Source organism: Holdemanella sp. DFI.5.55 (genome assembly GCF_020593575.1).
Classification (GTDB): Bacteria; Bacillota_I; Bacilli_A; order Erysipelotrichales; family Erysipelotrichaceae; genus Holdemanella; species Holdemanella hominis.
Genome location: NZ_JAJDMK010000006.1, coordinates 1 through 18,578 on the forward strand (window position 1 = coordinate 1; position 18,578 = coordinate 18,578).

The 18,578-nt window shown below is 34.9% G+C and carries 22 protein-coding genes; all 22 read left to right on the top strand.

Annotated features, from left to right (window positions below):
- Nucleotides 1-138: 138 nt before the first annotated feature.
- Nucleotides 139-1,071 carry a glycosyltransferase gene (locus tag LJE08_RS02560; protein ID WP_227402336.1) on the top strand — a complete coding sequence of 311 codons (933 nt, stop codon included), beginning with the start codon at nucleotides 139-141 and terminating at the stop codon, nucleotides 1,069-1,071.
- The gene (locus LJE08_RS02565; protein WP_227402337.1) at nucleotides 1,056-1,559 is read left to right on the top strand and encodes a GNAT family N-acetyltransferase; all 504 of its coding nucleotides are present in this window, start codon (nucleotides 1,056-1,058) and stop codon (nucleotides 1,557-1,559) included. The genes LJE08_RS02560 and LJE08_RS02565 overlap by 16 nt, the downstream gene beginning before the upstream one ends.
- Before the next feature lie 34 nt (nucleotides 1,560-1,593).
- Nucleotides 1,594-3,012, top strand: a complete 1,419-nt coding sequence (gene ffh, locus LJE08_RS02570) for a signal recognition particle protein (protein ID WP_227402338.1) — start codon at nucleotides 1,594-1,596, stop codon at nucleotides 3,010-3,012.
- A 96-nt stretch (nucleotides 3,013-3,108) separates the two neighbouring features.
- Entirely contained in the window at nucleotides 3,109-3,378 is a 270-nt protein-coding gene (gene rpsP, locus LJE08_RS02575; RefSeq protein WP_117571593.1) for a 30S ribosomal protein S16, read from the top strand.
- Complete coding sequence (locus LJE08_RS02580) at nucleotides 3,378-3,626, top strand: KH domain-containing protein (protein WP_003865918.1); 249 nt, start codon at nucleotides 3,378-3,380, stop codon at nucleotides 3,624-3,626. The genes rpsP and LJE08_RS02580 overlap by 1 nt, the downstream gene beginning before the upstream one ends.
- 38 nt (nucleotides 3,627-3,664) lie before the next feature.
- Complete coding sequence (rimM, locus tag LJE08_RS02585) at nucleotides 3,665-4,153, top strand: ribosome maturation factor RimM (protein ID WP_227402339.1); 489 nt, start codon at nucleotides 3,665-3,667, stop codon at nucleotides 4,151-4,153.
- The gene (gene trmD, locus LJE08_RS02590; protein WP_117925412.1) at nucleotides 4,150-4,872 is read left to right on the top strand and encodes a tRNA (guanosine(37)-N1)-methyltransferase TrmD; all 723 of its coding nucleotides are present in this window, start codon (nucleotides 4,150-4,152) and stop codon (nucleotides 4,870-4,872) included. The genes rimM and trmD overlap by 4 nt, the downstream gene beginning before the upstream one ends.
- Nucleotides 4,873-4,991: 119 nt before the next feature.
- On the top strand, nucleotides 4,992-5,339 hold the full coding sequence (gene rplS, locus LJE08_RS02595; RefSeq protein ID WP_117571589.1) for a 50S ribosomal protein L19: 348 nt from the start codon (nucleotides 4,992-4,994) through the stop codon (nucleotides 5,337-5,339).
- Between the two features lie 85 nt (nucleotides 5,340-5,424).
- A complete protein-coding gene (gene lepB, locus LJE08_RS02600; protein WP_186998729.1) occupies nucleotides 5,425-6,090 on the top strand; it encodes a signal peptidase I in 666 nt (221 codons plus the stop codon).
- Nucleotides 6,090-6,938: a ribosome biogenesis GTPase YlqF gene (gene ylqF, locus LJE08_RS02605; protein WP_227402340.1), complete on the top strand. Its 849-nt coding sequence runs from the start codon at nucleotides 6,090-6,092 to the stop codon at nucleotides 6,936-6,938. The genes lepB and ylqF overlap by 1 nt, the downstream gene beginning before the upstream one ends.
- Nucleotides 6,928-7,536, top strand: coding sequence for a ribonuclease HII (locus LJE08_RS02610; RefSeq protein WP_217256260.1), 609 nt, complete (start codon nucleotides 6,928-6,930; stop codon nucleotides 7,534-7,536). The genes ylqF and LJE08_RS02610 overlap by 11 nt, the downstream gene beginning before the upstream one ends.
- A gap of 32 nt (nucleotides 7,537-7,568) precedes the next feature.
- The gene (dprA, locus tag LJE08_RS02615) at nucleotides 7,569-8,300 is read left to right on the top strand and encodes a DNA-processing protein DprA (protein WP_227402341.1); all 732 of its coding nucleotides are present in this window, start codon (nucleotides 7,569-7,571) and stop codon (nucleotides 8,298-8,300) included.
- Between the two features lie 55 nt (nucleotides 8,301-8,355).
- Nucleotides 8,356-10,488, top strand: coding sequence for a type I DNA topoisomerase (gene topA, locus LJE08_RS02620; RefSeq protein ID WP_227402342.1), 2,133 nt, complete (start codon nucleotides 8,356-8,358; stop codon nucleotides 10,486-10,488).
- Nucleotides 10,488-11,786, top strand: coding sequence for a methylenetetrahydrofolate--tRNA-(uracil(54)-C(5))-methyltransferase (FADH(2)-oxidizing) TrmFO (gene trmFO / locus LJE08_RS02625; protein ID WP_217256262.1), 1,299 nt, complete (start codon nucleotides 10,488-10,490; stop codon nucleotides 11,784-11,786). The genes topA and trmFO overlap by 1 nt, the downstream gene beginning before the upstream one ends.
- The gene (gene xerA / locus LJE08_RS02630; protein ID WP_117925397.1) at nucleotides 11,779-12,654 is read left to right on the top strand and encodes a site-specific tyrosine recombinase/integron integrase; all 876 of its coding nucleotides are present in this window, start codon (nucleotides 11,779-11,781) and stop codon (nucleotides 12,652-12,654) included. Before trmFO ends, xerA begins: the two co-directional genes overlap by 8 nt.
- Nucleotides 12,655-12,798: 144 nt before the next feature.
- The gene (rpsB, locus tag LJE08_RS02635; RefSeq protein ID WP_227402343.1) at nucleotides 12,799-13,704 is read left to right on the top strand and encodes a 30S ribosomal protein S2; all 906 of its coding nucleotides are present in this window, start codon (nucleotides 12,799-12,801) and stop codon (nucleotides 13,702-13,704) included.
- Between the two features lie 24 nt (nucleotides 13,705-13,728).
- The gene (tsf, locus tag LJE08_RS02640; RefSeq protein ID WP_186998733.1) at nucleotides 13,729-14,619 is read left to right on the top strand and encodes a translation elongation factor Ts; all 891 of its coding nucleotides are present in this window, start codon (nucleotides 13,729-13,731) and stop codon (nucleotides 14,617-14,619) included.
- A 103-nt stretch (nucleotides 14,620-14,722) separates the two neighbouring features.
- A complete protein-coding gene (gene pyrH, locus LJE08_RS02645; protein ID WP_003865905.1) occupies nucleotides 14,723-15,433 on the top strand; it encodes a UMP kinase in 711 nt (236 codons plus the stop codon).
- Between the two features lie 11 nt (nucleotides 15,434-15,444).
- The gene (frr, locus tag LJE08_RS02650) at nucleotides 15,445-15,990 is read left to right on the top strand and encodes a ribosome recycling factor (protein WP_186998734.1); all 546 of its coding nucleotides are present in this window, start codon (nucleotides 15,445-15,447) and stop codon (nucleotides 15,988-15,990) included.
- Nucleotides 15,991-16,030: 40 nt separating this feature from the next.
- A complete protein-coding gene (locus LJE08_RS02655; RefSeq protein WP_227402344.1) occupies nucleotides 16,031-16,723 on the top strand; it encodes an isoprenyl transferase in 693 nt (230 codons plus the stop codon).
- Nucleotides 16,720-17,487: a phosphatidate cytidylyltransferase gene (locus LJE08_RS02660; protein WP_117925387.1), complete on the top strand. Its 768-nt coding sequence runs from the start codon at nucleotides 16,720-16,722 to the stop codon at nucleotides 17,485-17,487. Before LJE08_RS02655 ends, LJE08_RS02660 begins: the two co-directional genes overlap by 4 nt.
- Before the next feature lie 11 nt (nucleotides 17,488-17,498).
- Nucleotides 17,499-18,572, top strand: coding sequence for an RIP metalloprotease RseP (gene rseP, locus LJE08_RS02665; RefSeq protein WP_217256265.1), 1,074 nt, complete (start codon nucleotides 17,499-17,501; stop codon nucleotides 18,570-18,572).
- The last annotated feature ends 6 nt before the right edge of the window (nucleotides 18,573-18,578 follow it).

Genomic DNA, 18,578 nt, shown 5'->3' on the forward strand with positions numbered 1-18,578 from the left:
GACAATAGTTGGGCTTGCCCCTGCGAAGATAGCTAGCTGCCGGGTCCTTTTTTTTTAGATTTTTGTTGATTCTTATATATAAATTTGATATTTTCTTTACAAAGGGATATTGTATTATGGCATTTAAGGAGGCCGTTCATGTATAAAGTGAGTATATTGATTCCAGTATACAATGTGGAAAAATATTTATCGAAATGTCTGGAATCTATTCTTTTACAGACATACAAAAATATAGAAATCATTATTATTAATGATGGAACAACAGATTCATCATTGGATATTGCCGAATTATATGCTTTTAATTATGACTTTATTCATGTTTATAGCTATGAAAATGCTGGTATTTCTACAACTCGAAATCGAGCATTAGAAAAGGCAACTGGGGATTATTATTTGTTTGTTGATAGTGATGATTATGTAAATCCGCATATGATTGAAAAAATGATAAATGAAGCTATTAGAACGCATAGTGAGATTGTTACTTGTGGATACCGTATTGAGTATAAAGGATTATCAATACCAGTGAGTCCAATGTGTAAAAAAAACATGGATTCTTTATCTGCATTAAGAGCATTGAGTCAAAATAAAGGTATTAATAATTACCCTTGGGGAAAACTATATGCGGCTTCTTGTTTTAAAGACGTTAAATTTCCAGATGTGAAAAAGGGATTCGAAGATACGTACACAGTTTTTAAAGCAATCTATAACGCAAAACGCGTTTCAATAATACCTAACTGTTATTATCATTACGTTAAACGTCCAGGATCTTTAACCGATCACATGGATCTTGTACAGGCGTATGAAATGCGCGCAGCCTATGAATATCAGGAGCTTTGTTTACATCAATTGTTTCCTAAAGAAAATTTTTATTACGATATTAATTTTTATAATAGTGATATGGTAATTCTATATACTTTGATTTTTTTCTATTCTAGAAAAGAACAACCTGTCTATGTACCGGCTGTAATTGATTGGTCAAAAATTAACATATTCTATCGTATTGGATATATTGTATGGCGTTTCATCGCATGTGTAAAGTTTGGATGGTCTTTAAAATGGCAAGAGAATTAATTCGCAAGGCAACTCTAGAGGATATGCCTGTTTTATTAGAAATCTATGAACGAGCTAGAAAATTCATGGTTTCTACAGGAAATACAAATCAATGGACAAATGGATATCCATCAAGAGAAATATTGACTGAGGATATTGAAAAAAAAGAAATGTATGTTTTAGTAGATGAAGATGGAATTCAAGCCAGCTTTGTGTTTTATTGTGGTATTGATCCTTGTTACAATAAAATATATGATGGCCAATGGCTAAATGATGAACCGTATGGTGTTATTCATCGTATCGCAACACGAGGTTTAAAAAAGCATATGGCTGATATCGTTTTAGAATATTGTAAATCTAAGATTGATAATATTCGGATGGACACACATGTGGACAACAAGCCCATGCAAAATTTCATGTTGAAGCATGGATTTAAACATGTGGGTACAATTTATTTAAAAAATGGACAAAGTCGACTGGCCTTCCATTGTAATTTAAATAAAAATTAGATAAACTTATAACAGTTTGGGGAGATTATAATTTATGGCATTTGAATCATTAAGTGAACGTTTAAATAAAGCATTTAAAAATATTTCAGGACAGGGAAAACTGACTGAGAAAAATATGAATGACATGTTAAAAGAAGTGCGCATGTCATTATTAGAGGCAGATGTTAATTACGAAGTAGTAAAGAGCTTTGTCGAAAACGTAAAAGAAAAAGCACTAGGACAAGAAGTATTAGATTCTTTAAATCCTAGTCAAATGGTTGTTAAAATCGTACATGATGAATTGCAAGTATTATTAGGTGAAGAAGATGCTCGTATTCACTTTAAAAAGCAAGGCATGACTACGGTTATGATGGTTGGTTTACAGGGTACTGGTAAAACAACAGCAAGTGCAAAGATTGCGAATTACTGCAAAAACAAATTAGCACGTCGTGTTTTATTAGTAGCATGTGACGTTGTGCGTCCTGCAGCTATTGAGCAGTTACAGACATTAGGAAAAAGTATTGATGTAGAAGTGTTTACTTGTGGGCCAGAAACATCTGCGGTTGAAACAGCAAGACAGGCATTGGCCTATGCGAAAGATCGTCAAAAAGATTTAGTGATTTTCGATACGGCTGGTCGTTTGCACATTGATGAAGCATTAATGCAGGAACTTCAACAAATGAAGGATCTTGTTGTTCCTGATGAAATTTTATTAACTGTAGATGCGATGACAGGTCAAGATATTGTGACTGTCGCCAAAGAATTTAGCGAACGATTATCTGTAACAGGATTGATCGTTACAAAAATGGATGGCGATGCACGTGGTGGTGGATTGTTGTCAGTTCGTTCTATCACAAACGTACCTGTATTATTTGTGTCAAATGGTGAAAAAGTAGATGACTTAGAAGAGTTCCACCCAGATCGTATGGCAGATCGTATCTTGGGAATGGGAGATATTGTCACTTTAGTTGAGCAGGCTCAAGATAAATTAGATATTGAAGTTCAGAAAAAAACGGCTGAACGTATGAAACAGGGTGTTTTTACATTCAATGATTTATTAGCACAATTAGGTCAGGTTTCTAAAATGGGATCTATGCAGAAAATGATGAATATGATTCCTGGTATTAATAAGGTTGCTAAAAATTTAGATGATGAAAAAATGAATTCACAGATGAAAAAGAGTGAAGCCATTATTTTATCGATGACAGAATATGAACGTGAAAATCCATCATGTTTAAAAGCATCAAGAAAGAATCGTATTGCCAAGGGTGCCGGAGTTAAAGTCATGGATGTCAATCGTTTGATTAATCAATTAGAACAGATGCAAATGATGACAAAGATGATGAGCGGTAAGGCAAAACTTCCTGATATGTCTGCTCTACAGAATATGCAGCGTGGAGGCGGAATGCCTGGAATGTCAAAGCATTCTGGTAGTAAAAAACAGAAACAAAAAAAGAAAAAGAAGAAAAAATAAAAAAATTAAGGTGTAAAGTAAAAATACTTGACACCCTTTTTTATTCATGTTATTCTTTATGAGCTTTAACAAATTAGAAAAGGTAGGAATTTAAATATGGTTAAATTACGTTTAAAAAGAATGGGTAAAAAGGGAGCTCCTTTCTACCGTATAGTAGCTGCTGATTCACGTAGTCCTCGTGATGGTCGTTTTATCGAACAAATCGGTACTTACAACCCAACTAAAGCTGAAGAAAAAGTAACTTTAGACAAAGAATTAGCAAAGAAATGGTTAAGCAACGGTGCACAACCAACTGATACAGTTCGTTCAATTTTATCACACGAAGGTGTTTTAAAAGAAATGCACGAAGCTAAAAGTTCAAAATAATGATTGATTTAGAAAAAACATTATTAGACATTTGTTTACCACTTGTAGATGATCAAAAAGCATTATCTGTAAAAACAATGGCAACTACAAATGAAAATGAAATTTTATTGTATGTATATGCCAATAGTGAAGATGTTGCACGTTTAATTGGCCGTAAGGGAATTATGGCTAGCAGTATTCGTCAAATGATGTCTATTGCGGCACGTGATGTACACAAAAGAATTTCAGTAAAATTTGAAGCGTATTAGGATGTGATTTCACATCCTGATTTTTTTAGGAGGAACATATGATAAAAGTAGCTCAAATCATTAATACTCATGGACTTAAGGGTGAATGTAAATTGTATCTTGTGACAGATGATCCGCAGCATCGTTTTGAAAAAGGTAGAGTATTACATTTAGAAGATGGTCGTACATTAACCGTTGTGCGTTATCGCGAACAAAAGGGTTTTGGCTATTGTTACTTTGAAGGGGTAGATTCAATTGAAAAAGCTGAATTGTTGAAGACAAAGAATCTATTTATTGCCCAAGAGGATTTGCCTGAACTTGAAGACGGACAATATTATTATCATGAATTGATGCATTGTACAGTTTATAACGAGGAAAAAGAAAAGCTTGGAGAAGTTGTGGATATTTTAGAAACAGGAGCCAATCTAGTACTTCGTGTAAAATCAAAAGGAAATAGTTTCTTATTGCCTTTTGTACCTGCATTTATTGTTGATGTGAACAAAGAAGCTCATGAAATCACAATTCGTGAAATGGAAGGCTTACGATGAAAATATCTGTATTAACATTATTTCCAGAATACTTTGAACCTTTAATGACAACAAGTATTCTAAAGCGTGCCAAGGAAAAAGATTTATTTGAGTTTGAAACCATCGATTTTCGTCAGTTCACAAAAGAAAAACATGGACACGTGGATGATACACCATATGGTGGTGGTGCGGGAATGGTATTAATGTGTCAGCCTATATTAGATGCATTAGAATCCATTCGTACAGAAAATAGTACAGTTATTTTATTGACACCTCAAGGTAAGACATTTAATCAATCCATCGCAAAGGAATTATCTTTAAAGGAACATTTAATTTTTATTTGTGGTCACTATGAAGGATTTGATGAACGAATTCGTGATTATGTAGATATTCAAATGTCTTTAGGTGACTTTGTACTAACTGGTGGTGAAAGTGCATGTATGGTCATGTGCGATTGCATATTACGTATTTTACCGGGTGTTATTCGCCAAGATTCCAGTGATGATGATTCTTTCTCAAATGGACTTTTAGAATATCCTCAATATACTAGGCCAGAAATCTATGATGGAAAAAGAGTTCCAGATGTATTATTGAGTGGTCATCATGCGAACATCAAGAAGTATAGACATGAAGAGTCTTTAAAAAGAACAGCGATGTATCGTCCGGATTTATTAGAAAATTTAAATTTAAATAAAGAAGATCAAAAAGTAGTCGATTCAGTATTAAAAATCAAAAAATAATTCTTGCGCAAAATCTATTGACATGGTAATATTAATGGGCGTTTACGCATAGGTAGTTCCGCTGGCACATTGTGTGAATGAACTGATAACCAAATATTAGAAAAGAAGGAGAAAAGAAAATGAACTTAGGATTAGTTAATGAAGTAACAAAATCACAATTGAAGACTGATATTCCAGCATTCCGTTCTGGTAGTACTGTTCGTGTTCACGTTAAAATCAAAGAAGGTGACAAGAGCCGTATCCAGGTATTCGAAGGTGTTGTAATTGAACGTGCAGGTGGAGGAATCTCTGAAACATTCACAGTTCGTAAGATTTCTAACCAAATTGGTGTTGAACGTAAATTCCCTTTACACTCACCAATCATTGACCACATTGAAGTAGTTCGTCACGGTAAAGTACGTCGTAACAAGTTATCTTACTTACGTAACCGTTCAGGTAAAGCTGCTCGTTTAAAAGAAGTTCGTTAATTGTTTAAAAAAAGTCTGATTTTCAGGCTTTTTTTTCTAAATAGCTTTATAATAGATTTATAACATTTAGGGGGTTAGAGATTATATGAAGAAGTCAAAGAAAAACGAGCTAAGGTACAATGAAGATGACGAACGTACTTTACTAGAAGATATACTTGATTTTGTTAAAGTGTTTGTCATTAGTGCCATTGTGATTTTATTGTTTGTGAACTTTGTGGCACATCCAGTTCGTGTAGATGGAGAAAGTATGTATCCAACATTGAAAGATGGTGAATTTGGATTTACCAATGTTGGGGGTGTATTATTAAATGGTGTAGAACGAGGGGATATAGTCGTTGTAACCATGGAAGAAGAGGGACAGAAAACACATTGGGTAAAACGTGTAATTGGCTTACCAGGTGAAACTGTAAGCTGTGTAAATGATGTTGTATATATTAATGGAAAAGTATTGGATGAGACTAAATATATTGATCCAGATTACCGTCAATCGTGGATTGATAAAATAGGTTACTTTAATCAAGTAGAGAATTCTGATGTAGGGGACAATAAAAGAAATTACAATCCTGAAAATGAGAACAGAGTAATTGATTTTAAAGAAGTTACATTAGGTGATGATGAATATTTTGTGATGGGAGATAATCGCCCTAAATCTAAAGATTCACGCTATGTAGGTCCTGTTAAGAAATCACAAATCTTTGCCAAGAAGATGTTAGTCTTGTTACCAATTTCAGATATAGGAGTGAAAGATTAGTGGCAAACGTACAATGGTTTCCAGGTCATATGACCAAGGCCAAAAGGCAAATGGAAGAGAATTTAAAAAAAGTTGATTTTGTGATTGAGATTCGTGATGCAAGAATGCCAGATGCCAGTAAGAATCCAATGTTGGATCAATTGATTCAAAATAAACCGCGTTTGATTCTTTTGTCAAAAAAAGATAAGGCTGATAAAGAACTTACCAAACAATGGGTAAATGCCTTAGAAACAGAGAATCAAAAAGTATTAGCATTGGATTTTATTCATGAAAATTTCTCGAAACAATTGATTAAGGCATCGAACGAATTATGTATCAATTTAATTGAAAGACAAAAACGTAGAGGAATGAAGCCTAGAGCTTTGCGTGCCATGGTGTGTGGAATTCCTAACGTAGGTAAAAGCACATTTATTAATACGTTTGCGAAACGTAAAGCAGCTCAAACTGGTGATCGTCCAGGCGTGACAAAGAGTCTTCAATGGATTAAAGTAGGTCAAACACTTGAGCTATTAGATACGCCGGGTGTATTATGGCCAAAATTTGAAGATCAACAAGTAGGTCTAAAACTTGCTCTATTGGGTTCAGTAAAAGATCAAGTTGTAAATATGGACGATTTGGCATTATTTGCGTGTGAGTATTTAATGCAGGAAAAATCTGAAATCTTTGATACAGTATATCATGTCAAGATTGCGGATACGCCTTATGAAACATTACAGAATATCGCCATAAAACGTGGTTATTTATTAAAGGGTGAAATTGATGAAAATCGTTTGATGTTAAGTTTTGTCAAAGATATTCGTGAAAATAAGTGTGGCTTGATTACTTGGGAGAAACCACATGTTGGATAGACCTTTGGACAATGATTACTGGGATCAAAATCAAAGTGTACTTGGTATGGACGAAGCAGGGCGAGGCCCTATTGCCGGTCCATTGATGGTAGCAGGTGTTATCTTTCCAAAGGGATATCAAAATGCGTTAATTGATGATTCTAAAAAATTGAGTGAAAAAAAGCGTGAAGAGTTGTTTAAAACAATTATTCAGGATGCTTTGTATTATCAAATTTTAGTTGTAGATGAAAAGACGATTGATAGGAAAAATATCTATCGTGCAACACAAGAAGCTATGATGGAGATTGCCAATAAAGCACAATGTGATTTTGTGTTGAGTGATGCGATGCCATTACCAGATATTGATAAACCTTACCAAGCTATTGTGAAGGGAGATCAAAAATCATTGTCTATTGCGGCGGCAAGTATTTTAGCGAAAGTTACGCGTGATCACTGGATGAAAAAGTTGGATGAAATGTATCCACAGTATGGTTTAGCCAAACACAAAGGATATCCGACAAAAGCGCATATTGAAGCTTTAAACAAGTATGGATTACAGGATTTCTATCGAAGAAGTTATGGTCCTGTAAAAAAACTTGAAGAAATTAGACTTTTTTAGTTAAAAGTCTCTTTTTTTTCGTATATGAGTATATGAGAATAAAAAGAGAAGCTATTTTATGGTATGCCATCCAATATGATGGAGATTGGAAGAAAATTGGCAATGCGATAAAGGCACACGAAAACTATTCCATCATTGCATATCCATATCCTTATCTTACAATCGTTGATGAGATGTATCCGGAAGCCTTTAAACATTTAAGATATCCGCCATGGATTATTTTTTATCAGGGTAATGTTTGTTTGTTGAAAGAAAAAGGTGTAGGTATAGTAGGAGCTAGAAACTGTTCAGCGCAGGCACTGCAAAATACGGATACAATCGTACAAAGACTACAATCAAGGTATGTCATTGTATCTGGGCTTGCCAAAGGTATTGATGCCAGGGCCCATTTGAATGCATCAAAAACAATTGGTGTGCTTGGTTGTGGAATTAATGTGATTTATCCAAAGGAAAACGCATTTTTATTTGAAAGGATAAAAAAAAGCGGATTGATCATTAGTGAATATCCTATGCATGTGAAGCCTTTGGCTTATCACTTTCCATGGCGAAATCGCTTGATTGCCGCTTTAAGCAGCAACTTAGTTGTGATTGAGGCAACCTATAAAAGTGGAACAATGATTACTGTGAATGAATGTCTCGAATTGAGTGTTCCTATTTATTGTGTGCCTACAGCTTTTCAAGATAAAAAGTATCAAGGATGTAACTACTTGATTAGTAATGGAGCCAATATTTTGGTGGATATAAAAGACATTGATGATATCTGAGGATTGACAAATTGAAATTTTTAATGTTTTATATAGCGTGAATATGGGGGAACAAATGAAAAAACATTTAGTTATTGTGGAGTCGCCTTCCAAATCGAAGACGATTGAAAAATATTTAGGAAAAGAATACAGAGTTGTTTCCAGCAAAGGCCATGTATGTGATTTGGCGACAAGCGGAAAAGAAGGTTTAGGAATTGATGTAGATCATGATTTCGAACCTAAATATAAAATTAGCAAAGAGAAAAAAGAAATAGTGAAAGAATTAAAAGAGTACGCTTCTAAAGCACAAGATATCTATCTTGCCAGTGACCCGGACCGTGAAGGGGAAGCAATCGCATGGCATTTAGCACGTGTATTAGATTTAAATACAGAAGACAATAATCGTATTGTTTTCCATGAAATCACGAAACCTGCAATTCTTGAAGCTATGAAAGAACCAAGAAAAATTGATATGGACCTTGTGAAATCACAAGAAACACGTCGTATGTTAGATCGAATTATTGGGTTTAAACTCAGTAAATTGCTGCAGAATAAAATCCAGTCTAAATCTGCAGGACGTGTGCAATCTGTGGCGTTGAAATTGATTGTTGATCGTGAAAATGAAATCAAGGCGTTTAAACAAGAAGAGTATTGGACGATTCATGCACAATGTAAAAAGCAGAATAAAGCATTTGAAGCAGATTTAGTGAAGGTTGAAGGTAAAAAGCCTAAAATCAAAAATGAAGAAGAAGCTAAAGCATTGTTAGAAAGATGTAATGGAGAATATATTGTTTCATCGATTTCTAAAAAGCAGAAAAAGAAACAACCTAAACTTCCATTCACAACATCGACTATGCAGCAGGAAGCCAGTACAAAATTAGGATTTGGCGCAAAGAAAACAATGAGTGTAGCTCAAAAAATGTATGAAGGTATTGATCTAGGCGGAAATATGGAAGGTTTGATCACGTATATGCGTTCGGACTCAACACGTTTATCTGATATTTTCGTTTCAGATGCCAAGGAATTCATCACAAATACATATGGTAAAGAATATGTTGGACATGTACATCAAAAGAATGGTAAAAATACGCAGGACGCACATGAAGCCATTCGACCAACAAACATTAATCGTACACCAGAATCCATCAAAGACCATTTAACGAATGATCAATATCGTTTATATTCACTGATTTATGCGCGTACTTTGGCATCCTTAATGAAAGATGCTGTATATGATGTGACCAGTGTTAAAATCACAAACAACGATTTAGAATTTAGTGCAAGCGGACAAACTATGACTTTTGATGGTTACTACAAAGTATATTCTAAATATGAAAAACAAAGCGATGCTTTACTTCCTAAGATGGAAGAAAATGAAGTTTTAAAAAATGTAACTCCAACTTCAAAGCAGCACTTTACAGAACCACCAGCACGTTATACAGAAGCACGCCTGATTAAAGATCTTGAAGAAAAGTCAATTGGTCGTCCAAGTACATATGCGACAATTATTGATACTTTACAAAAACGTGGCTATGCCTCATTAGAAAAGACAAGTGAAACTTCAAAGACGAAGGTATTTATTCCTAGTGAGCAGGGAATTTTGACAAATGAAAAACTACAACAGTATTTCTCAAGTGTCATTAACGTAGAATATACGGCAGATATGGAAAAAACTTTGGATGAAATTGCCGAAGGGAACGAGGACTCTGTATCTTACATGCACAAATTCTATGATAAATTTGCTCCACTTGTAGAAGATGCCTATGAAAAAATGCCAAAGAAGGAATTAGAACGTGTAGGACGTACTTGCCCTGAATGTGGTGGAGAGCTTGTTTATCGTAATGGTCGTTTTGGTAAGTTTATTTCTTGTATTAACTTTCCAACATGTCGCTACACTGAAAATGATGAAGAAGAACTTCCAGAAGAGGCAAAAGAAGAAAAAATCTGTCCGAACTGCGGAGCTAAGATGGTGATTAAAAGAGGGCGTTATGGCCAGTTCTGGGCATGTTCAAATTATCCGGAATGCAAAACTATCGAATCTTTGAAAAAGAAGGCGAAACCTGAGCTAACAGGTGAAATTTGTCCGGAGTGTGGACATGAGCTTGTCAGAAGAAAATCACGTTTTGGGACAACTTTCATTGGTTGTTCAAATTATCCAAAATGCCACTATATAAAAAAAGAACCTAAGAAAACAGAGGAAGATAAATAATGGAACAAGTTACGGTTGTAGGAGCAGGACTTGCCGGGTGTGAGGCAACATGGCAGCTCGTAAAAAGAAATATTCCGGTTCGATTGATTGAAATGCGTCCTAAAAAGGAAAGTCCAGCCTTTCATACAGATCGATTTGCGGAACTTGTGTGTTCGAATTCACTTCGATCCAATGCGATGAATAATGCGGTTGGTATTTTAAAAGAGGAATTACGCCAAATGGATTCATTGATTATGAAATCAGCAGATATGCATGCTGTACCAGCTGGAAGTGCGTTGGCAGTTGATCGTGAGACTTTTTCACAATATATTACTGATACAATCAAAAATCATCCATTGGTCGAAGTTGTTAATGAAGAAATGACAGTTTTACCAGAAGGACCATGCATTATCGCAACAGGACCTTTGACAAGTGATTCTCTAGCGAAGGCTATACATGATTTCACTTCTGAAGATACTTTCCATTTCTATGATGCAGCAGCACCTATTATTGAAAAGGATTCGATCGATTTTAGTAAAGCCTACTATAAGTCTCGCTATGACAAAGGTGAAGCAAGTTATATCAACTGTCCGATGAATGCGGATGAATTTGAAGTATTCTATGATGCATTGATTCATGCAGAATGTGTGAATTTGCACGATTTTGAAAAAGAAACATATTTTGAAGGTTGTATGCCCATTGAGGAAATGGCACGTCGTGGAAAGAAGACTATGTTGTTTGGGCCATTAAAGCCGGTGGGATTGGAAAAAGACAAGGATTCACATCCAGTTGCCGTAGTTCAGTTACGCCAAGATAATGTAGCTGCAAGTATGTACAATATTGTTGGTTTCCAGACACATTTAACTTGGCCTGAACAAAGAAGAGTTTTCTCTTTGATTCCTGGATTAGAAAATTTGAAAATTACTCGTTATGGTGTTATGCATCGAAATTCTTATTTATCAAGTCCAATTGTTTTAAAAGAAACATATCAATCAAAGAAACGTGATGATTTATTCTTTGCCGGACAATTAACTGGAGTTGAAGGCTATGTTGAATCTTGTGCATCCGGATTGATTGCCGGAATCAATATGTCGTTGTATATGCAAGGTAAAGAACCAATTTGTTTTGGAAATACTTGTGTGATGGGTTCACAAGCATACTATATTACGCATTGTGATCCAAAACATTTCCAGCCAATGAATGCAAACTTTGGCATTATGCATTTAAACGAAAAATGTAAGAAACATGAGCGTAAAGAAAAATTTGCTGCTCAGGCACTTTCTCGTATTCAAGAAATTCAGGAACAAGTCAATGGATGAGTTGATTGATCGTTTTCTAAAATATATATATCGAAAGAATACGCAATCAGATAAAACTATCGAATCGTATAAAAATGATTTGAATCAATATAAAGAATATTTATTAAGTCAATCTATTGATTCTTTTGAATCGTGTGATAGATTGACTTTTATGAATTTTCTAGCTACATTGGATCATTTAAAATCCAGTTCGATTGCACGTAAAATGAGTGTATATCGTTCTTTCTATGCGTATTTGGCAGAGTATATGGGTATCAATGAAAACCCTTTATTAGGGATACAGACACCAAAGAAGTCAAAACAAATTCCAGATTTTTTATTTGTAGAAGAAATTCAGGAATTTTTAAATTCTTATAATGACGCCAAAGAAGATCAATATCGCGATCGCATATTATTTACGATGATGTATGCATGTGGATTACGTGTTAGTGAATGTGTTGCATTGGAATGGAATCAAATTGATTTAAACAATCGAATCGTGCATATTCGAGGTAAAGGGGATAAAGATCGCATTGTACCTTTTTATCAAGGTTTTGAAAAAGAATTGTGGGAATATAAAAATAGTTTTTGGTCAAAATATGCAGTGGATGATCATGTATTTGTGAATTTAAGAAGTAAACAATTAACTTCTCGTGGTATTCAGTATTTAATGGATAAACATGCCAAAGCCATTGGAATGCATATGAAATTGCATCCACATATGTTGAGACATAGTTTTGCGACACATTTATTAGATAATGGAGCGGATATTCGTGTTGTTCAAGAGTTACTAGGACATTCATCTTTATCAACAACACAAATTTATACGCATGTGACTACAGCGCAGTTAGTGAAGGTTTATAAAAAAGCGCACCCTTTTGAAAAATAACATCTTGCAAGTTAAAAAGGTTATTGCTATAATGTAAAAGCGCGTGATTGCGCTTATAACACACATCATGGATTCGTGTGCCCGTGCACATTAGTGTTGCATGCGTCTGAAATGATGGAGGAGAAACGGAAAGGTAGGACTATTATGTCAATCGTATCAATGAAGAAAATGTTAGAGAACGGTGTTCACTTTGGTCACCAGACTCGCCGTTGGAACCCAAAGATGAAACCATTCATCTACACAAGTCGCAACGGGGTTTATATCGTAGATTTAAACCAAACTCAAGCACAAATCGAGGCTGCTTACAATGAATTAAAAGCAATTAGCGAACGTGGAGGAAAAGTATTGTTCGTAGGAACAAAGAAACAAGCTGCAGAAGTTGTTGAAGAACAAGCTTTACGTTCAGGATCTTTCTACGTTAACAAACGTTGGTTAGGTGGTTTATTAACAAACTTCCGTACAATCCAAAAACGTATTAAACGTTTAGTAGAAATCGAAGAAATGGAAGCTAGCGGAAAAATCGAAGTTTACACTAAGAAGGAACAAGCTAACTTACGTAAAGAAAAAGCTAAATTGGAAGGTTCTTTAGGTGGAATCAAAGAAATGAAGAAACTTCCAGATGCATTAGTTGTTATTGATCCAAAAGAAGAACACAATGCAATCGCTGAAGCTAAAAAATTAGGAATCCCTGTATTCGCTATGTTAGATACAAACTGTGATCCAGAAGATGCTGATTTTGCAATCGCTTCTAATGATGATGCAGTTCGCTCAATCAAATTAGTTACAACAATCTTAGCAGACGCTATCGTTGATGCTAAGGGTGGTCTATTAGAAATGGCTTACTTAGATGAAACTGAAGATGATGTAACTATGGAAGACGTAATCAAAAATGTTGAAGCACAAATCGCTGAAAACGAACGTCGTCGTCGTCAAAGAAATGAAGAACGTAGAAAACGTAACTTCGAACGTAAAAACCGTCGTCCTTTCAATAAGAAAAATGATGACGTAAAATCAGCTGCAAAAGCTGAAGAAGCAAAAGCTGCTGAATAATAAAAAATATAGGAGGATGCTAAAATGGCTATCACTGCTGCTCAAGTAAAAGAATTACGCGAAAAAACAGGTGCTGGTATGATGGATTGCAAAAAAGCCTTAACTGAATGTGAAGGTGACATTGCAAAAGCTGTTGACTGGTTACGTGAAAAAGGAATCGCAAAATCAGCTAAAAAAGAAGGACGTATCGCTGCTGAAGGTTTAACTCGTGTTGCTGTTAGTGGAAACACTGCTGTATTATTCGAAGTTAACTCAGAAACTGACTTCGTAAGTAAGAACGAACAATTCTTAGGTTTAATGGATACTTTACAAGAAGCAATTCTTGCAAACAAACCTGCTACAACTGAAGAAGCTTTAAATATTCAAACTGCTGAAGGAACTATCAATGATTTAATCATCAACGCTACAGCTACTATCGGAGAAAAAATTTCTTTCCGTCGTGTTGCTGTTATTGAAAAAGCAGATGATGAAATCTTCGGTTCATACATGCACATGGGTGGATCAATTTCTGCTGTTGTAGTTGTTAAAGGAACTCAAGATGCTACTGTAGCTAAAAACTTAGCAATGCAAGTTGCTAGTATGGCTCCAAAATATGTATCTCAAGCTGAAGTACCAGGTGAAGAAGTTGAACACGAACGTGAACTTCAATTACAAATGATGAAGGCTGATCCTAACATGGCTAACAAGCCAGAAAAAGTATTGGAAGGAATCTTAAAAGGAAAAGTTGACAAACACTTTAAAGACCAATGCTTATTGGATCAAGAATATTTCTTAGAACCTAAAACTAAGGTTTCTCAATTCTTGAAAGACAACAAAGCCGAAGTAGTAACTTTCGTACGTTTCCAAACTGGTGAAGGTATCGAAAAACGCGAAGAAAACTTTGCTGAAGAAGTTGCTGCTCAAATGGCTAAGTAATTTATCTTTTACTTTAAAACCCTTGGAAATTCCAAGGGTTTTTCTTTTTAAATAGCGTAATATAGTGTATAATTGTTGTGACAATTCAATAAGGAGCAATAGTATGTATAAACGTGTTTTATTAAAATTAAGTGGCGAAGCTTTATCTAGCCCTGAAGCTGCTTTTGATCCAGAAATCTTAAAAAGATTGGCAAAAGAGTTAAAAGAAGTACAAAAATTAGGAGTAGAATTAGCAATTGTTGTCGGTGGTGGCAACTTCATTCGTGGTAAGATGATGGCTGAAATGGGAATGAACCGTGCTCAAGCCGATTATATGGGTATGTTAGGTACTGTAATCAACGCTTTAGCTGTTCAAAATGCATTAGAACAAGAAGGTGTTCAAACTCGAGTGCAGACAGCTGTTGAAATGCAAAAGGTTGCAGAACCATTCATCTTAAGACGTGCTTTACGTCACTTGGAAAAAGGAAGAATCGTTATTTTTGGAGCTGGTACAGGTTCTCCATACTTCTCAACAGATACAACTGCAGCATTACGTGCATCTGAAATCAATGCAGATGTTATCTTAATGGCTAAAAATGGTGTTGATGGAGTTTATGATTCAGATCCAAAGAAAAATCCAAATGCTAAGAAATACGATACACTAAATTATATGGACGTATTAAACGAGGGCTTACAAGTCATGGACTCAACAGCTATTAGTATGTGCATGGATAATGATATTGATTTAGTTGTTTTCAATATGAATGAACCTGGTAATATTGTCAAAGCAGTTCGCCGTGAAGTTAACGGTACAACAATCACTAAAAAGAAATAAGGAGAATTAAAATGAGTGATATTTTATTAAATGCAGAAGAAAAAATGATGGGTGTTATTGATAATTTAGAATCAAACCTTCGTCAAATCCGTACTGGACGTGCCAGTGGACAAATGTTAGAACGTGTACAAGTTGAATATTATGGTGCAATGACACCAATCAACCAGATGGCTCAGATTTCTGTTGTTGAAGGTACACAACTTGTTATTAAACCTTATGATCGTTCAATTATTAAAGATATTGCACACGCAATTCAAGCTGCTAACTTAGGATTGAATCCTCAAGCAGAAGCAGATGTCATTCGTATTCAAGTTCCTCAATTAACTGAAGATCGTCGTAAAGAATTAGCTAAAGATGCACAAAAATATGGTGAAGAAGCTAAGATTGCGATTCGTAACGTACGTCGTGATGCGAACGATGCCATTAAAAAAGATAAAGAACTTCCAGAAGACGAACAAAAACAAACATTAGAAGAATCACAAAAATTAACAGACAAATACATTAAAGATGTTGATTCAATTTGTGAAGCAAAGAAAAAAGAAATATTAAATGTCTAAGTCCAAACTTGATTTGGACTTTTTTAAAAAGGAGGTTTTTATGGCACCAAAAACAGTAGCTATAATTATGGATGGTAATGGTCGTTGGGCCAAAAAAAGAGGCTTACCAAGAACGGCAGGACACAAAAAGGGTGCGGATACAATTCGTACTGTGGCCTTAGCTGCACAAGATATGGGAATTCAAAAATTGATTCTATATGCTTTTTCAACAGAAAACTGGAAAAGACCAGAAGATGAAGTTTCCTATTTATGTAAATTACCAGGATTATTTTTTAATAAATTTATTAATGAATTGATGGAAAAGAACATTCGTGTGACTTTTGCCGGTGAATTAGAAAAATTCCCACAAACAACACAAAATGTAATTAATAAGGCTGTAAATATGACTAAGGATAATACTGGATTAGAATTATGTTTAGCCATTAATTACGGTTCGCGAAGAGAAATGTTACTTGGTATGAAAAAATATGCGGATGAGGTTGCTCAAGGTAAACGAGAAAACGATTTAACTGAGGAAGAGTTCTCAAAATATTTATTTGTACCAGAAGACATTGATCTGATGATTCGTACAAGTGGAGAACTTCGTATTTCGAATTATTTGTTGTGGCAACTCGCCTATGCGGAATTGATTTTTACACCAGTCGCATGGCCTGATTTTGATGAAAAAGCATTAAAAGATTGTCTAGACGAATTTGCTTCAAGAGATCGCAGATTTGGAGGATTAACTTCATGAAACAAAGAATAATTACCGCTATAGGTATCATTCTTGTTGTAGCACTACCAGTAGCTCTTGGAGGATATTGGTTAGAATCTCTTGCCTTATTTATTGTTTGTGCAGGTGCATATGAATGGATGCATATTCAGCCACATTTTAAAAGCTGGCCTAAATATGTTCTTCCACTCAGTGCTTTAGCTGTCGTTTTAACAAGGGTTTTACCGGATAAATACTTTTTCGTTGTTATGACACTGATTGTTGTATTCTTATGGAGTCTTGTTGTTTTTGTTGAAAACTACTCAATCATAGATTCCTTTGTGTGTATTTCATATGTTACAATTTTCTCCCTTGTTTATCATGCGGTAGGACAAATCGCAAACGTACATCAGTACCTATGGACGATTGTTTTTGCTACATATGGAAGTGATACAGGAGCTTATTTTGTGGGTCGAGCTATTGGAAAGCACAAAATGAATCCTAGGATCTCACCTAAAAAGAGTTGGGAAGGTTTTGTGGGAGGAATTGTATTTGGTTCTGTATTAAGTTTTGTGGTTAGTTTTAGCTACGTATCAAACTTAAACCCAGTTTTAAATACATTCTTATGTTTAGTATGTCCTATTACTGCAGAACTTGGAGATTTGTGTTTTAGTGCTATTAAACGTCATTTTGCTGTAAAAGACTTTTCTAATCTTTTACCAGGGCATGGTGGTGTTTTAGATCGTGTAGATTCACTATTATTAAATATCATGGTATTTAGTGTTTTATATACAATCATTCTCTAAGGGGGATTTGAATGGATTTTATTATAGGTATAATAGCATTTGTCGTGATGCTAAGTGTGATTGTCATTTTACATGAGTTAGGACATTTTTTAGTTGCTAAACATTTTGGGGTTTACTGTAAAGAATTTTCTATTGGTATGGGACCATGTCTTTATCAAAAACAAGGAAAAGAGACTGCTTTTTCAATTCGCGCTATTCCTTTTGGCGGCTATGTAATGATGGCTGGTGAAGAAGATGGCTCACAAAGCGAAGAAGATAGCTGGCTAAAGGATGTTCCGGAAAATAGACGTTTAAACGGTATTGAAAAATGGAAACAAGTCTGCATCATGATTGCTGGTATTATGATGAATATTTTATTGGCATGGATCATATATATGGGTGTGGCCTTAGCTCAAGGCTATGTAGTAGAAGACGCAAAACCAGTTGTCTATGTAGTCGAAGAGGATTCTGTGGCACAAAAAGCAGGTCTAGAAAAAAATGATCACATCGTTAAAGTTCAAAGTGAAGATGGAAACAGTATTCAACCTAAAACACAATATGAAATTTTAGAGTTTATTCAATATCATCATGATACATTGACCTTAACTGTAAAGCGTGATGGCACAACATTTGAAACTACGCTAACTCCATCTTATGATAAGGATATGGAAGGCTATACACTTGGCTATAAGGCGATTGCATATGCGAAGAAGATTCCTTGGTATCAATCTTTATGGGTTGGCTGTCAAAATACCTGGGATAGTGCAACAACTATATTTAAATCTTTGAATATGATCATTCATGGACAGGGATTAGAAAACTTATCAGGTCCCGTTGGCATTTTAAATGTTACTAGCAAATCTGTACAATATGGATTGGACATGTATTTTAGCTTGTTTGCGCTGATTTCATTAAATATTGGAATCTTTAATGCTATTCCCATTCCAGCACTTGATGGGGGAAGAATCTTGATTTTATTGATTGAAAAACTAATTGGACGAAAAGTTTCCACAAAAGTAGTAGAAAATATCATCATGGCAAGTTTTGTACTCTTGATGTTGCTGTTTTTATACGCAACATATAATGATATCGTACGATTGTTTTAAAAAAAG

Coding starts and splice junctions, on each gene's coding strand:
- rplS (WP_117571589.1), top strand. CDS start 4,992: ATGAACTTAGGATTAGTTAATGAAGTAACAAAATCACAATTGAAGACT.
- LJE08_RS02655 (WP_227402344.1), top strand. CDS start 16,031: ATGGCACCAAAAACAGTAGCTATAATTATGGATGGTAATGGTCGTTGG.
- LJE08_RS02610 (WP_217256260.1), top strand. CDS start 6,928: ATGTTGGATAGACCTTTGGACAATGATTACTGGGATCAAAATCAAAGT.
- rpsP (WP_117571593.1), top strand. CDS start 3,109: ATGGTTAAATTACGTTTAAAAAGAATGGGTAAAAAGGGAGCTCCTTTC.
- frr (WP_186998734.1), top strand. CDS start 15,445: ATGAGTGATATTTTATTAAATGCAGAAGAAAAAATGATGGGTGTTATT.
- topA (WP_227402342.1), top strand. CDS start 8,356: ATGAAAAAACATTTAGTTATTGTGGAGTCGCCTTCCAAATCGAAGACG.
- tsf (WP_186998733.1), top strand. CDS start 13,729: ATGGCTATCACTGCTGCTCAAGTAAAAGAATTACGCGAAAAAACAGGT.
- dprA (WP_227402341.1), top strand. CDS start 7,569: ATGAGAATAAAAAGAGAAGCTATTTTATGGTATGCCATCCAATATGAT.
- trmFO (WP_217256262.1), top strand. CDS start 10,488: ATGGAACAAGTTACGGTTGTAGGAGCAGGACTTGCCGGGTGTGAGGCA.
- pyrH (WP_003865905.1), top strand. CDS start 14,723: ATGTATAAACGTGTTTTATTAAAATTAAGTGGCGAAGCTTTATCTAGC.
- LJE08_RS02580 (WP_003865918.1), top strand. CDS start 3,378: ATGATTGATTTAGAAAAAACATTATTAGACATTTGTTTACCACTTGTA.
- rpsB (WP_227402343.1), top strand. CDS start 12,799: ATGTCAATCGTATCAATGAAGAAAATGTTAGAGAACGGTGTTCACTTT.
- LJE08_RS02660 (WP_117925387.1), top strand. CDS start 16,720: ATGAAACAAAGAATAATTACCGCTATAGGTATCATTCTTGTTGTAGCA.
- rimM (WP_227402339.1), top strand. CDS start 3,665: ATGATAAAAGTAGCTCAAATCATTAATACTCATGGACTTAAGGGTGAA.
- lepB (WP_186998729.1), top strand. CDS start 5,425: ATGAAGAAGTCAAAGAAAAACGAGCTAAGGTACAATGAAGATGACGAA.
- LJE08_RS02560 (WP_227402336.1), top strand. CDS start 139: ATGTATAAAGTGAGTATATTGATTCCAGTATACAATGTGGAAAAATAT.
- trmD (WP_117925412.1), top strand. CDS start 4,150: ATGAAAATATCTGTATTAACATTATTTCCAGAATACTTTGAACCTTTA.
- LJE08_RS02565 (WP_227402337.1), top strand. CDS start 1,056: ATGGCAAGAGAATTAATTCGCAAGGCAACTCTAGAGGATATGCCTGTT.
- ffh (WP_227402338.1), top strand. CDS start 1,594: ATGGCATTTGAATCATTAAGTGAACGTTTAAATAAAGCATTTAAAAAT.
- xerA (WP_117925397.1), top strand. CDS start 11,779: ATGGATGAGTTGATTGATCGTTTTCTAAAATATATATATCGAAAGAAT.
- rseP (WP_217256265.1), top strand. CDS start 17,499: ATGGATTTTATTATAGGTATAATAGCATTTGTCGTGATGCTAAGTGTG.